The sequence below is a fragment of the Arthrobacter sp. AFG20 genome (assembly GCF_002892795.1).
Taxonomy (GTDB): domain Bacteria; phylum Actinomycetota; class Actinomycetes; order Actinomycetales; family Micrococcaceae; genus Arthrobacter.
In genome coordinates this window covers 1-14,763 of record NZ_PJMC01000023.1, presented here as the reverse complement: position 1 = coordinate 14,763, position 14,763 = coordinate 1, and the positions used below count along the sequence as shown (strand labels likewise).

10 protein-coding genes are annotated in these 14,763 nt (G+C 69.1%); 5 read left to right on the top strand and 5 right to left on the bottom strand.

The window, feature by feature from the left end; translation table 11 throughout:
* The first annotated feature begins 10 nt into the window (after positions 1-10).
* Positions 11-631, top strand: coding sequence for an L-threonylcarbamoyladenylate synthase (locus tag CXZ05_RS20305; RefSeq protein WP_102974267.1), 621 nt, complete (start codon positions 11-13; stop codon positions 629-631).
* 28 nt (positions 632-659) lie between these two features.
* Here CXZ05_RS20305 and ligD read toward each other — a convergent pair whose 3' ends face one another.
* Positions 660-1,682 carry a non-homologous end-joining DNA ligase gene (ligD, locus tag CXZ05_RS20300; RefSeq protein ID WP_102974266.1) on the bottom strand — a complete coding sequence of 341 codons (1,023 nt, stop codon included), beginning with the start codon at positions 1,680-1,682 and terminating at the stop codon, positions 660-662.
* 213 nt (positions 1,683-1,895) lie between these two features.
* On the opposite strand from ligD, the gene CXZ05_RS20295 reads away from it, so the two are divergent.
* The gene (locus CXZ05_RS20295) at positions 1,896-3,884 is read left to right on the top strand and encodes an alpha-amylase family protein (RefSeq protein ID WP_102974302.1); all 1,989 of its coding nucleotides are present in this window, start codon (positions 1,896-1,898) and stop codon (positions 3,882-3,884) included.
* 85 nt (positions 3,885-3,969) lie between these two features.
* On the opposite strand, the gene CXZ05_RS23210 is transcribed toward CXZ05_RS20295, so the two are convergent.
* A complete protein-coding gene (locus CXZ05_RS23210) occupies positions 3,970-4,113 on the bottom strand; it encodes a hypothetical protein (RefSeq protein WP_180987478.1) in 144 nt (47 codons plus the stop codon).
* 189 nt (positions 4,114-4,302) lie between these two features.
* Between CXZ05_RS23210 and CXZ05_RS20285 the strand changes: the two genes are divergently transcribed.
* Positions 4,303-4,992: an alpha/beta family hydrolase gene (locus tag CXZ05_RS20285; protein ID WP_102974264.1), complete on the top strand. Its 690-nt coding sequence runs from the start codon at positions 4,303-4,305 to the stop codon at positions 4,990-4,992.
* Between the two features lie 20 nt (positions 4,993-5,012).
* Here CXZ05_RS20285 and CXZ05_RS20280 read toward each other — a convergent pair whose 3' ends face one another.
* Positions 5,013-7,193 (bottom strand): elongation factor G-like protein EF-G2, encoded by a 2,181-nt coding sequence (locus CXZ05_RS20280; protein WP_102974263.1) that lies wholly within the window; start codon positions 7,191-7,193, stop codon positions 5,013-5,015.
* A gap of 246 nt (positions 7,194-7,439) precedes the next feature.
* On the opposite strand from CXZ05_RS20280, the gene CXZ05_RS20275 reads away from it, so the two are divergent.
* Complete coding sequence (locus CXZ05_RS20275) at positions 7,440-9,569, top strand: glycogen debranching N-terminal domain-containing protein (RefSeq protein ID WP_102974262.1); 2,130 nt, start codon at positions 7,440-7,442, stop codon at positions 9,567-9,569.
* Between the two features lie 89 nt (positions 9,570-9,658).
* Positions 9,659-10,747 carry a glycosyltransferase family 4 protein gene (locus CXZ05_RS20270; protein ID WP_102974261.1) on the top strand — a complete coding sequence of 363 codons (1,089 nt, stop codon included), beginning with the start codon at positions 9,659-9,661 and terminating at the stop codon, positions 10,745-10,747.
* Here CXZ05_RS20270 and hrpB read toward each other — a convergent pair whose 3' ends face one another.
* Positions 10,748-13,504: an ATP-dependent helicase HrpB gene (gene hrpB / locus CXZ05_RS20265; protein WP_102974301.1), complete on the bottom strand. Its 2,757-nt coding sequence runs from the start codon at positions 13,502-13,504 to the stop codon at positions 10,748-10,750.
* Between the two features lie 141 nt (positions 13,505-13,645).
* Positions 13,646-14,763: HNH endonuclease signature motif containing protein (locus tag CXZ05_RS20260; protein ID WP_146033127.1), on the bottom strand; the 1,118-nt coding region annotated here is incomplete at its 5' end.

Sequence of the window (14,763 nt, the reverse complement as noted above, 5' to 3'; positions counted from 1 at the left end):
GGCTCAACGCATGGCGAAATTCTTTGATGTCCACCCCGAGGACCCCCAGCCCCGCGCGATCTCGCAGATCGTGGAGCTCCTTCGATCGGGCGGGCTGATCGCCTACCCCACGGACTCCTGCTACGCCCTCGGCGCCCAGCTGGGGAACAAGGAGGCGCTCGACCGGATCCGTTCCATCCGTCAACTGGACAGCAAGCACCATTTCACCCTGGTCTGCCGGGACTTCGCGCAGCTGGGGCAGTTCGTGAACATCGACAACGACGTGTTCCGCAGCATCAAGTCCGTCACGCCGGGCAGCTACACGTTCATCCTGCCGGCCACCAAGGAAGTTCCCCGCCGGCTGCTGCACCCCAAGAAGAAGACGGTGGGCGTGCGCATCCCGCGGCACAACTTCGTCCAGGCCCTGCTGGCCGAACTTGGCGAGCCCCTGCTGTCCAGCACGCTGCTGCTGCCGGACGAAGAGGACCCGCTGACCCAGGGCTGGGAAATCAAGGAGCGGCTGGACCACGCAGTGGACGCGGTGGTCGAATCCGGTGACTGCGGCGCCGAGCCGACCACCGTCGTCGACTTCTCCGGCGGCACCGCCGAGGTGGTGCGCCGCGGCACCGGTGACCCGTCCCGGTTTGAGTAGGGGCGGGTAGCCGGCAGCACGCCGCCGGCTACTCCGGCTTTTTCGCCCGGCTTGGCTGCACGCGCGGCGGTTCGCCCGGCATCTTGGGATAGTCCGGCGGGAACGGGAGTTCACCCAGTCCGTTCTTGACGTCGCGCTCCCACCATTCGAGCAGCGTGTGGATGGTGCCCGGGTTCGCGTGCATATCCGCCCACGGGTCCCCCACCGTTTTCAGCCTGTCCGGCACGGTGAGGATGGTGAAGTCCTTGGGCCTGACGTTCTCCAGCTCGTCCCAGGTGATGGGGCAGGACACGGAAGCGTGCGGGAGGGCCCGCGGGCTGTACGCGCCGGCGATGGTGCGGTCCCGGTTGGCCTGGTTGAAGTCGACAAATATGCGCTCGCCGCGTTCCTCCTTCCACCAGTTCGTGGTGACCTTGTCCGGCATGCGCCGCTCGAGCTCTCTGGCGGCAGCGATCACGGCGTGGCGGACATCCAGGAACTCCCGGGCCGGCTCAATGGGGGCATAAATGTGCAGGCCACGGTTGCCAGAGGTTTTCAGGAACGCGTCCAGCCCTGCCTCGGCAAGTACCTTCCGCAGTTCGAGCGCGGCGGGGATGGCGTCGTCGTAGTCGGTGCCCGGCTGGGGATCCAGATCGATGCGCAGCTGGTCGGGGTTGTCCGAATTGTCCGCACGGGACGGCCAGGGATGAAAAACCACCGTGTTCATCTGCGCCGCCCAGACCGCGGCGGCAGGCTCGTCTAGGACCAGCATGGGATGCGAGCGCGCGCTCGGAAAGGTGACCTTGACCGTGCGGATGAAGTCCGGCGTTCCCTTCGGCGGGTTCTTGGAGAAGAACTGTTCGCCGTCCACGGTGTCCGAAAACCGCTGCAGCGCCACCGGCCGGTCGCCGTTGGCCCGGATGAAGGCCTCCCCCACATCCACGAAGTAGCGCGCCAGGTCCAGCTTGGTCAGTCCCAGTTCGGGCCACAACACCCGGCTTGGACTGGAAACGCGCATTTCTCGGGGGCCGTCGGGCCCCTCGACACTGATGGTGGTCTGTTCACTGGCCATGGGGACAACCTACCCCGCGCGGCCCGCGGCGTCAGCAGTACGCCCGCCGCGATTCCTGCCCCGATTTATGGCGCACTGACCCCGTCAAGGTGAGTCCCGCCGTCGGGCACTGAGAAACGCCTGCCCGCTCACTGGGCACCGGCGGGGCCATCTGCAAGGATGAAAGCCACCGGGCGCCGCCAGGCGCAGAGCATCCCGAAGGAGACCCGTTCCATGGTTGAATCCCCTCGTCTGGACGCTAGCCAAGGACCATCCGCTGCCGAGGAGTCCGGTGAGTCCCAGCCTTTTGGGGCGCCCCAGGCGGGCAGCCGCCAGCTGTTCAGCACGGCGGCCGGGCAGGCAGGCCTGGAGCCGGGCAGCATGGACCGGGACGCACTGGAGCAGCGGTTCAACCGGCATTTCCCCGACCTGGCCAGGCTGTTCCGTTCGCTGTATGGAACCCGGCCTGACATCGAGGAGCAGCTGGCGGCCCTCTCGCTGGAGATCGCCCGCTCCTGGAAGGAGCGGCCGGCAGACCTGAAGAAGCTCGACGCCGGCCGCGAAGGTAACAGCGACTGGTTCCAGTCCAACCGCATGCTTGGCGGCGTCTGCTACGTGGACCGATATGCGGCCGACCTGGAGGGGGTCCGCGCCCGCATCCCCTATTTCAAGGAACTCGGCCTCACCTACCTGCATCTGATGCCGCTGTTCCTGGCTCCGGAGCCCCTGTCCGACGGCGGCTATGCCGTGTCCAGCTACCGCGAGGTCAACCCGAAGCTCGGCACTATGGACCAGCTGCGCGCGCTCGCCGCCGAGCTGCGGGCCAACGGGATCAGTCTGGTGGTCGACTTCATCTTCAACCACACCTCCAACGAGCACGAGTGGGCGCAGCGGGCTGCCGCGGGCGATCCGCGCTACAGCGACTACTACTGGATCTTCCCGGACCGCGCCATGCCCGACGCGTTTGAACAGAACGTGCGCGAAATCTTCCCGGAAGACCACCCCGGCTCCTTCGTGCAGCTGCCGGACGGCCGGTGGGTCTGGGCCACCTTCCACACGTTCCAGTGGGACCTGAACTACTCCAACCCCGAGGTGTTCCGCGCCATGGCGGGGGAAATGCTGTTCCTGGCCAACCTGGGCGTGGACATCCTGCGGATGGACGCGGTGGCGTTCATCTGGAAGCAGCTGGGGACACCGTGCGAGAGCCTGCCTGAGGCGCACACCCTGCTGCAGGCCTTCAACGCGGTCTGCAGGCTGGCGGCGCCGTCGCTGCTGTTCAAGTCCGAGGCGATCGTGCATCCGGACGAAGTGGCCCTGTACATCGATCCGGCCGAGTGCCAGCTCTCCTACAACCCGCTGCAGATGGCACTCACCTGGGAAGCCCTGGCCACCCGGAACGTGTCGCTGCTCGCGCAGGCCCTGGAGCGGCGGCACAACATTGCGCCGGGAACTTCCTGGGTGAACTACGTACGGAGCCATGACGACATCGGCTGGACGTTTGCCGATGAGGACGCTGCCGAGTTCGGCATCAACGGTTTCGACCACCGCCGGTTCCTGAACTCGTTCTACGTCAACCGGTTCCCTGGCAGCTTTGCCCACGGCGTGCCGTTCCAGGACAACCCGCGGACAGGTGACTGCCGCATCTCCGGCACCACGGCGTCGCTGTGCGGCCTGGAGGACGGTTCGGCCGAGGCCATCCGCCGCATTCTGCTCACCCACTCGGTGGCCTTCAGCACCGGCGGCGTCCCTCTGCTCTATCTGGGCGACGAGGTGGGGCAGCTCAATGACTATGACTACTCCCGGGAGGTCGGCCACGAGGCGGACAGCCGGTGGGTGCACCGGCCGCAGTTCCCCGCCGAAAAATACGCGAAGCGCCTGGACCCGGCGACGCCAGAAGGGGCCGTGTTTGCCGGGCTACGGCGGCTGACAGAGGTCCGCGCAGCGACTCCCGAACTGGCCGGCACCCGGCTGGTGCCGTTCTCCACGAAAAACGCCGCCGTGCTCGGGTATCAGCGGCCCGGCGAGGGCACGGTGGTGCTGGCCCTGGCCAACTTCAGTGACGGGCCGCAGGTGGTGTCCGCGGACACGCTGTCCGGGTTCGCGGCCGAAGCCTTGGACCTGTTTTCCGAGGAGCCGGTCCGGATCGACGAGGGGCTGGTGCTGCGGCCGCAGGATTACGCCTGGCTGAGGGTGGTCCCTGGGGACCAGGCAACCGCCGGTTAGGCATCCACCCTGCTGCGCGCCTTCCTGAGCTTTCCCGGGACGAAGAAAGTGGCCAGAACGGCGCCCAGGACCCTCATCGCGCCGCCTAGTGTGCCTGTGAGCTGGCGCCGGTTTCGTCCAGGCTGAACGCCGCAGTGCCGCAGAACGCCGCGACAGCCATGGCAACAAGGGCTGCGCCGAGCCTGCCGCTGCCGACAGTCAGGGGTGCGATGGGTCGGTAGACGATCATGGTGGTTCCTCCTGGCGGGTAACGTGCTGGCCGGTTTCTTCCGGCTTCTGCATCAACTGTCCGGCCCGGAGCTGGCTGTGAACTTTCGCCTGTCTGTGCCTGGGCTGTGCATCGTAAACGCTGTGCATCATGAACCAGGCGTCCGGACAGGCGGCCGGATCCGTCGTCCCGATCGGGCATGATGGAGTCATGCCCACCGCTGACTCGCCCATCACCATTGCCGTCGGCGACGGCCACGTCTCCGGCGCCTACGCGCGGCCGGCCCATCCGTTTGCAACGCTTGTGCTGGCCCATGGCGCCGGCGCGGGGATGGAGCATCCGTTCATGCGCGGGTTCACGGGCGCATTGAACGACGACGGCGTCGCCACCTTACGCTTCAACTTTCCCTACCGCGAGGCTGGCCGGAAGTTCCCCGACCGGCCGCCGGCAGCGATTGCCACCTGGCGGGCGGTGATGGCCGAAGCGGCGGCCCGGGCGGAGTCTGCAGGGGAAGCCGAGCCGGTGTGGGCGGCCGGGAAGTCGTTCGGCGGCCGGATGGCGTCCATGGCGGTGGCTGAAGGGATGCCGGCCGCCGGCCTCATCTACCTCGGCTACCCGCTGCACCCGCCGGGGAAGCCGGAGAAACTCCGCGACGAGCACCTCTACGGGCTAACCACCCCGATGCTTTTCCTGCAGGGAACACGTGACACCTTCGCCACCAAAGACCTGCTGGAAGGTGTGGTCTCACGGATCGGACCAAGCGCCACGCTGCAATGGTGCGAGGGCGGCGACCATTCGTTCGCGGTGGCCGGAAACAAGCGCAGCGCCGAAGACATCGGCGCCTCGCTGGCGGCGCCGGTCGCCGCGTTCCTGCGCGCCAACAATCCAGCGGGCGGCTAGCGGAACTCCGCCACCTAGGATCAGGCGTTCGCCGCCGCCGGCGCCACGTTGCCCGGGACGGGTTCGTGCCGCAGATAGCTGCGGCGGAACCGGCCCGTGCCGGCGGTCAGCGCCCGCAACTGGACCGCGTAGCGCAAAAGCTCCCCGTCCGGAACCTCGGCGGTGACTTCCGTAACGTCCCCGCCTGACGACGTCGTGCCCGTGAGCCGGCCACGGCGTGAGGAGAGGTCACTCATGACGGCGCCCACGTACTCATCCGGGATGCTGATGGTGACGGCGGAGACGGGCTCCAGCAGCTGGATGCGGCCGGCGGCTGCGGCCTCGCGGAGGGCCAGCGCGCCGGCGGACTGGAACGCGGCGTCCGAGGAGTCAACGCTGTGGGCCTTGCCGCCCACCAGGGTCACCCGGATGTCCACCACCGGGAAGCCGGCCGAGACGCCCTTCTGCATCTGCGACCGCACACCCTTCTCCACTGAGCCGATGAACTGGTTCGGCACCACCCCGCCCACGGTCTTGTCCACGAACTCGAAGCCCGCCCCGCGTTCGAGCGACTCCACCTCGATGTCGCAGATGGCGTACTGGCCGTGGCCGCCGGACTGTTTGACGTAGCGCCCGTGCCCGGCGGCAGGGGCAGCGAAGGTCTCCCGCAGCGGCGTCACCACGGGCACGGTCTGCAGCTTCACGCCCTGGTCGCGCAGCCGGTCCAGGATCACCTCGCCGTGGGCTTCGCCCATGCACCACAGGATCAGCTGGTGGGTTTCCGAGTTGCGCTCAACCCTGAGCGTCGGGTCGCCGGCGGCCACCTTGCCCAGGCTCTTGGCGAGGGCGTCCTCATCGCTGCGGGTGGCGGCCTCGACAGCGACCGGCATGAGCGGTTCCGGCATGTCCCAGGCGGTGATCAGCAGCGGGGCGTCCTTCGCGGACACGGTATCGCCCGTCTCGGCGCTGCCCAGTTTGGTGATGGCGCAGATATCGCCGGCCACCGAGTACGGCACGGGCCGCAGGCTTGCCCCCATTGGGGCGTAGAGGTGGGTGAGGCGCTCATCGCTGTCGTGGTCCTCATGGCCCCGGTCAGCCAGGCCGCGGCCGCTGACGTGTACCGCTGAATCCTCGCGGAGCGTGCCGGAAAAGACCCGCACCAGGCAGACCCGCCCCAGGAACGGGTCCATGGTGGTGCGAACCACCTCACCGGCCAGCGGCCCGTCCGGATCGCAGGACAGCGGTCCCGCCGGTTCCCCAGCAAGGTCAGTCACGTCCGGCACGGCCCGCTCCAGGGGTGTCGGGAACGCCCGGATCAGCATGTCCAGCAGCTCAGTGACCCCCAGGCCCTTTTCAGCCGACGTCGGCAGGACGGGAAAGAACGATCCGCGCGAGACTGCAGTCTCAAGGTCGCCCACCAGGACGTCGACGTCGATATCCTCACCGCCGAGGTAGCGGTCCATCAGCGACTCGTCCTCGCTCTCGGAGATGATGCCCTCGATCAGCGTGCCGCGCTCGGACTCCGCGGCGGCGAGCTCGTCCTCACTCGCCGCACGGACCACGGGCACCGGGGATTCGCCGTCGTACTCCGAGACCTGCCCGGACAGCAGCCCCAGCAGTCCCGTGGCACTGCCGTTGCCGGGGACCGGCAGGTAGGCGGGCACCACCGACTGGCCAAAGGCGCTCTGGCAGGCGGCCAGGGCGGCGTCGAAATTCGCCCGCGGGTGGTCAAGCCGGCTGATCACCACCGCCCGCGGCGTGTCCAGCTGGGCGCACTCCGCCCACAGCGCGGTGGTGGCGACATCGACGCCGTCCACGGCCGACACCACGAACAGCGCCGCGTCCGCAGCGCGCAGCCCGGCACGCAGCTCGCCGGTGAAGTCCCCGTAGCCCGGCGTGTCCAGCAGGTTCACCTTCACTCCGTCGTAAAGCAGCGGCGCCACCGAAAGGACCACGGAGCGCTGCTGATGGATCTCGGACGGTTCCGCATCGCTGACCGTGTTGCCGTCAACGATGGAACCCATCCGCGGGATGGTCCCGGCGGCGGCGAGCAGGGCCTCGAGCAGCATGGTTTTGCCGGCGCCGGAGTGTCCCACCAGCGCGACGTTGCGGATGCCCTCTGGCTTGTCCACCGGCGCCCCGGCCGAAGCGTCTGCCCGCCGGAGATCGGAACTGCTGCGGCCGGGACCCTTGCCCCGGCCATTAGTACCTCTTACCGACATGACCATCTCCCGGCGTGCTAGACGTGAGCCGCCAGGCGGCCCTAGTAAGACGATTCGACACCCAAAGCTGCTGTTCAGCAAGGGGTCCAGTCCCCGCAACGCCAGTCCGACTGCGCGGCGGCGCGGCTCTCCGCAGCCGGCACCGGTGCTACGTAATAACCGTTGCGGCGTCATCCCGGTAGGGGGACGATGGATAACGTGGCCGCACGGCCCCATGCCATCCGACAAGTCGCCAGGGAGCGGTCGATGAGTGCGTGGAATGAAGATATTGGTGCAGGATCATCCGGCCTAACGGCGGTGACCGTAGTGGAAGGTTCCTCCTTCTGCATCTCCGCCGAGAGCGGGGACGTGTTTCCCGGCCAGCCGCAGGGCGCGTTTTACCAGGACACCCGGATTCTGTCCCGCTGGCAGCTGACAGTCGACGGCGTTCCGCTGGAACCGCTGTCCGGCCAGACCAGGGAACCCTACCGGGCGGTGTTCGTGGGCAGGCCCCGCGGGGCCAACGGGGCGGTGGAGAGCCCGCTGGTGGTGGAGCACAGCCGGCAGGTCGGACCCGGTCTGCGTGACGACATCAAGGTCCACAACTACTCGGAACAGCCGCGGAGCTGCCGGATCCAGATCAAGGTGGACGCGGACCTGAGCGACCTGTTCGACGTCAAAGGCGGAAAGGTGGTGCCGTCCACCGAGCACAGCCGGCAGGTCCGCGCCGACGCTCTGCAGATTGACGCCCAGCGCAACGGCATCCACCGCGGCGTGATCATCAGCGCCCACGGCGCCACGGTCACCGAGGATGCCCTGACGTTCGACGCCGAACTGGCCCCCCGCGGCGTGTGGACGGCCAGCGTGTTCACCACGCCCCTGGTTGACGGCGCCGGGCCGGAGCAGCCGTTCACGCATGAATCGGCTCCGCACGTGGGCGCCCAACGCTACGCCGCGTGGGAGGAAGATGTCCCCCGGCTGACCGTGACGGACAGGAACGTGGAGAAGGTCCTGACCCGCAGCCAGGAGGACCTGGGCGCCCTCCGGATCTTCGATCCCGACCGCCCGGAGCGGGCCGCCGTCGCCGCAGGAGCCCCGTGGTTCATGGCCCTGTTCGGCAGGGACTCCATTCTGTCCTCCTACATGGCACTGCCGGTGGACCCGAAGCTGGCGGCCGGGACCTTACAGACCCTTGCCTCCCTGCAGGGGCAGAAGGTTGATCCGGACACCGAAGAGGAACCCGGCAGGATCCTGCATGAGGTGCGGCTGGGCGTCACCGCCGGACTCGCACTCGGCGGCAGCCAGGCGTATTACGGCACCGCGGACGCGACGCCCCTGTTCGTGTCGCTGCTGGCGGAGCTGGGGCGCTGGGGCCTGGCGGGCGACCTGCTGGAATCGCTCCTGCCGCATGCGGACCGGGCCCTGGAATGGGTGGAGCACTACGGGGACCGCGACGGCGACGGCTTCGTGGAGTACCACCGCGCCAACGAGCACGGCCTGCTGAACCAGGGCTGGAAGGACTCCTGGGACGGGATCAACTTCGCCGACGGCCGGTTGGCGGAGGCTCCCATCGCACTGTGTGAGGTGCAGGGCTACGTCTACGCTGCCTACCTCGGACGTGCGCTGCTGGCCCAGCAGCTGGGCGACGAGGAGACCGCGGCCAAATGGAACCGCCGGGCCGCCGATATCAAGGCCGAGTTCAACGATAAGTTCTGGCTCCCCGAGCGGGGATACTTTGCCGTCGCCCTGGACAAGGACAAGCGTCCGGTGGATGCCTGCACTTCCAACATGGGACATTGCCTCTGGGTGGGAATCGTCGACGCCGAAAAGGCGCCCCTGGTGGCCAAGCGGCTGATGTCGCCGGAGATGTTCACAGGCTGGGGAATCCGGACGCTCGCCTCGGACATGGGAGCCTACAATCCGGTCAGCTACCACAACGGATCGGTGTGGCCGCACGACACAGCGCTGGTGGCCGCCGGGCTGATGCGGTACGGGTTCGTCGAGGAGGCCACGCAAATCGCCACGGGCCTGTTCGATGCGGCGGAACAATTCGACGGGCGGCTGCCGGAACTCTTCTGCGGATTCTCCCGGGACGATTTCCCCGACCCCGTCCCGTTCCCCACGTCCTGCTCGCCGCAGGCCTGGGCATCGGCGGCGCCAGTGCACCTGATGCGGACCCTCCTCCGCTTTGATCCCCTGCTTCCCCGCGCAGAAGTCTGTCTGGCCCCGGTACTGCCTGCCGGGTTCGGCAGCTTCCGTGCAGATAACGTGCAGATGGACCATTCCCGGATCACCCTTAGCGCCACTGGCAGCGAGGGATCCATTGACGGCCTGCCGCAGGGCACGACAGTGCTGCACGAACCCCGACCACCGCTGGAGCGGCTGATGGCACCTTGAGGAATATGGTGCCGTAGCCCGGTCCCACCCACAACTGAATGGTCTCAGTAGTTAATCGGTCACAGTACATCCGGACAAGGGAGCTGCGGATGCGTATCGGTTTGATTGCGGGGCCTTGGTATCCGATCCCCCCTGCCGGTTACGGAGGCACCGAACTGGTGGTCGACGCCCTGGCCAGGGGATTTTCCAGAGCCGGCCATGAGGTGCTACTCGCGGCCGCGGCGGACAGCACCTGCCCGGTGGCACGGCTTCCCGGCATGCGCTTCTCCGAACCCGGCCTCGTTGGATCCACCTCGTCGGAACTCAGCCACGTGATCACCGCGTATGCCGGCATGGACGGGCTGGTGGACCTGGTCCATGACCACACCCTCGCCGGGCCGCTCTACCGCGGCCGTCCCGAAGGGCTGCCGGTGGTGACCACGATTCACAGCGACCTGACCCCCTCCTTCGCCGCCGTCTATGGCGCGGCAGCCAGGTACACAGCCCTGATTGCCATTTCCAGGAGCCAGGTCAGCAGCGCGCTGGCAGATCAGGTTGCGGCCATCATTCCCCACGGCATCGAGGTGGCCACTGTTCCGGTGGGGCACGGGCAGGGCGGCTACGCGTGTTTCCTTGGCCGGATGTGCCCCGACAAAGGTGTGGCAGAGGCCATCAGTGTGGCCCAACTGGCCGGGGTTCCGCTCCGGATCGCCGCAAAGATGCGGGAACCGGCCGAAGTGCAGTACTACCACGACGTGGTGGAGCCGCTGGAGGGCCCGGGCGTGGAGTTCCTGGGCGAGGTGGGCGGCGCGGAGAAATATGAACTGCTCGGGGAAGCCGTCGCGCTGCTCAATCCCATCCAGTGGATGGAACCGTTCGGGCTGGTGATGATCGAGGCGATGGCCACCGGCACGCCGGTCGTTGCCACGCCGGTGGGGTCAGCACCCGAGATCGTTGAGGACGGCATCAGCGGCTACCTGGCTTCCTCGCCGGAGGACCTGGCCCGCCTCCTGCTGCGGGCGGCGGACCTGGACCGCAGGGCTGTACGGGCCCAGGCGGAAGAGCGCTTCAGCACCGAGCGGATGGTTGACGCCCATCTGGCCCTCTACGCGCGACTGACCGGGCTGCCCGAAGAACCGAATGAACAGATACCGGCCGCCGGAACGGGATCTGGCGGCAAAAGCCGAAGCCGTCGGTAGTCACTTCCGCGTGTTGGTCCGTGCCGTCGCCGTCGCGGACCAGGGGTCCTCGGGCCAAGGGTGCCTCGGATAGCGGCCCCGCATCTCGGCGCGGACCTGCGCGTATGGGCCGGACCAGAAGGAGGCGAGGTCGTCCGTCACGGCCAGCGGCCGCCGGGCCGGCGACAGCAGATGGAACTGCACCGCCACGCGTCCGCCGGCGAGCCGCGGCGTCCGGTCCCAGCCGAAGCATTCCTGGAGCTTGACGGCGACAACCGGCCGGCCGCCGTCGTCCCCGGCCGCAGGATAGTCAATCCGGACGCGGGAGCCGCTGGGCACCTCCAGGAACTCCGGAGCGAGCTCACCGAGCCGGGCGGCGTCGGGCCATGGCAGCAGCCGCCGCAGAGGATCCGCCAGGTCAATGCCGGAGGTAGCGGCGCCACCGGCCAGCGCCTCCAGCTCGGGCCCGAGCCAGTCGTCGAGCCGGGACAGCAAGGACTCCTCGGACATGTCCGGCCAGGGTGCGCCCAGTTCCCGGTGCAGCAGCGCGAGGCGGCGGCGCAGTCCGTCGGCCGCCGTCGACCATCCGATGGCTCCCACCCCCTGTTTCTCCAGCGCCCGGGCTACTGCGGCACGCGCCGCCCCGGCGGAAGCCCGCACCGGCGTGGAGGAGAGCGAGATGGCGCCCAGCCGCCGCTCCCGGCGGGCCGTCACCCGGCCCTGGCTGAACGTTGCCTCCACCGAATCGAGCAGCAGGTGAGCCGCGGCGGCCTCGGCTGTGTCCGCCGTCAGCGGTGCGGCAGAACGGATCACTGCACCGGTCCCGGCGGCATCCCGCCCGTCCGCCCGCGCAACCTCTGCGACCGCCAGCCATTCGTGCCCCGCAAGTGGGCTGCCGGCGGGAAGGCCCGCCCGGGTGCCGGAGGTCAGCAGGTAACGCTCCGGCCCGTCCCCGGGGACCCGGCGGGCCACCCGGTCCGGGAACGCGAGGGCCACGACCAGACCGATCTGTTCGGCGGTTCCCGGCGGCACATCCAGCACCGGCACATCGACGGAGGGAAGGCCGACGCCGGATCCCGCCTGCCGTGCCAGCGTGTCCAGCCGCCGCGCCTCCTCGGCCCAGCGTTTGGAGGCGGGGTCCTTGCCGGAGCGAAGTGCCGAGACCAGCCGGGGCAGATCGGCTCCGGTTGCGCGCTGGTCCCCTGCGACGGCGGCCACCACCTCCGCGGCAGTTCCGTAATCTCCAGTCCCGGAACCTTTAGTTCCGGAACCGGCGCGGCCGCCCGGACCGCCGCCCAGCAGCGCCGACCCGACCAGGAGGGCGCGTCCCAGGCGCGGATCGGCCGGGATGCGCGCCAGGGCTTTGCCCAAGTCCGTGGCGTGGCCGTCCTCCGCCACGGCGCCAAGCTCGCGCAGCACCTCGACGGCGTCGTCCATCGCTGCCTGCGGCGGGGCGTCCGGAAGGGCCAGCCCGCGTCCGCCCGGTGAGCCCCAGCAGGCCAGGATCAGGGCGGCACCGGTCAGGTCGGACACGGCGATCTCGGATGTCTGGTGCGCGGGGGCTGCGCCGAGGGTCTTCTGGTCATAGCAGCGGACCACCTTCCCCGGCCCCTGCCGCGCCGCACGTCCGGCGCGCTGCTCGGCGGAGGCCCGGGAGCAGGAGACGGTGACCAGGCCGGTCATGCCGCGGCCGGCGTCGCGACGCGGTTCCCGCGACAGGCCGGCGTCGACCACCAGCCTGACGCCGGGCACCGTCAGCGACGACTCGGCGAGCCCAGTGGACACGATGATCCGGGCGGGCTCCCCCGGCTGGCGCCCGGACACGGCACGGTCCTGGGCTGCGGGGCTGACCTGGCCGTGCAGTTCCAGGATTTCGACGCCGGGACCCACCCGGGTGCGCAGCCGTCCGGCCACATGGGACACCTCCCATGCGCCCGGCAGGAACACCAGGGCGTCGGTGCCGGGATCTGTGGCATGGGCTGCCGCGTAGGACGCGGCGGCGGTGTCCGCCACATGATCCAGGAATGAGCGCGTTACGCCACGACTGTCCAGCCGCGCCACCGGGGCGGGCGCCCATGCCGTTTCCAGCGGGTGCAGCGCGGAGGGGCAGTCGACGACGGGAGCCGGCCCCCCGCCGTCGGCCTCCTCGATTCGCTCTCCGCCGGGATCCGCGCCGAGCAGGGCCGCGAACCGTGGCGCGTCGAGGGTGGCCGACATGGCAACGAGCATGAGGTCGCCGCGAAGCTGGCGCACCTCGGCGAGCAGGCCCAGCAGCAGATCGGTTTCCAGGCCGCGTTCGTGGACCTCATCGAGGATGACGGCGGCCGTGCCTTCCAGGCCGGGATCGGCCAGCAGGCGGCGCAGCAGGATGCCGGGAGTTACGAACTCGATCAGGGTCCCGGGGCCGGCCTGCCGTTCGCCTCGGACGGTGAACCCCACCCTGTCCCCCAGCTTCGTCCCATCGAGTGAAGCGAGGCGTCGGGCCGCCGACCGGGCGGCGACCCGGCGCGGTTGTGTCACCACGATGCGCGGCTTCCCATTCTTGGCGGCTGCCTGTGCCAGGTTGGCAACCAGCGGAGGCACCAGTGTCGTTTTGCCGGTGCCGGGCGGGGCCTGGACCACCGCTGCTCCGCCCTCACCCTGCTTTTGCAGCACGCCGGCCAGTTCCGCCAGCGACTCCGCAAACACCAGCCCCGTGCCGATGGCCTGCAGGCTGAACGGGGCGGAAGGTGCCAGGGCGTCCTGTGGGGCATCTTGCGGGAGGGGTGCGGAAGTCACCCTTCCATTGTGCCGGTCGGGAGCGGTGGCACCAGGCACGCGTGCGCCGTCGTGCTCCAGCACGGCGGCCACCAAGCCGCCATGCTGGCGCTCGCAGTTGAGCAACGGAGCGTGCCCCGCGCTGCTTGGGCAGGCGGCCTCCTAGGCAGCTGTGGATGATGCCCAGTCAGTCCACGGATCCACCGGCAGCGGTGAGCCCGGGCTGTCGAAATCATCGGGGTCGACGAAATCGTCCGGATCGATGAATCCGTCGGGATCCTGCCAGTCCTGGCCGGGTGCTGGTTCGGGCCAGCTGGGCGGTTCCCAGTCCTGATATTCGGCCGGGTAGGACCGGCCCGACGGTGAAATCCAGCCCGGCGGGGCGTCACGGGTCGCGCCGACCGGTCTCCACGCCGTGGTGTGTTTCAGTCGGTGATGTTTCGGGCAGGGCTGGCCAAGATTGGTGACGCCGGTGCCGCCGCCGCCGGACCAGGCCAGGATGTGGTCGGCGTCGTTGTCCAGGGAGTGGTTGTTGCAGGCGGGGAACGTGCACCGCGCGTCGCGGAGCCGCAGCCATTGGCGCATCGGCTTCGTCAACCGGTAGCTGGTGCGTCCGATCTCCAACGGTGCACCGTCCCGCGGGTCGGTCAGCACCCGCAGGAACGACGTGGCGCCATCGGCGACCAGCCGGCGGGCCATGGACGGCGGGATCGGACCGTAACCGTCCAGCGTGGCCGGCTCTTCCGTCAGGCCCAGCAGCGATAACACCGGAACCGTGACCAGCACCTGCGCCTTGGGGGACGGCACTTCACTGGCCATCGCATCACCGGCTGGCACAGAACCGGCCGGGACAGAACCTGCCGGAATTGAACCTGCCGGCTCTACACCCGCGGGCACACCGTCAACCCCGGAGCCTGCCGTGAGCATCCACGTGGCGGCGGCATCGACCCGCAGCTGCGTCAGCGTCCGGGATTCGGTCGGACCCTGCATAGCCCGGGCGGCGGCGGTAGTCCGGTCCCAGATCCCCGCTGCCTGATCCGCCGGCAGGTACGCCGACAGCCAGGCCATGCCGTCCCGGTCCGGGACATACTCCAGACGCCGGTCCTTCGCACTCCTGGCATGCCGTGTTTCGATACTGACCGGATGATGCCGTTCCCGCCAATACCGGGCCTTTGCCCGAAACCTGCCCGGTGTCAGCTCCCCCGCCCGGCAACCCCGAGCCGGGTTCGGCGCGTCCGGGTCCAGGAAATGCGCCTCAAACGCCGCCGCCACTTCCGGTG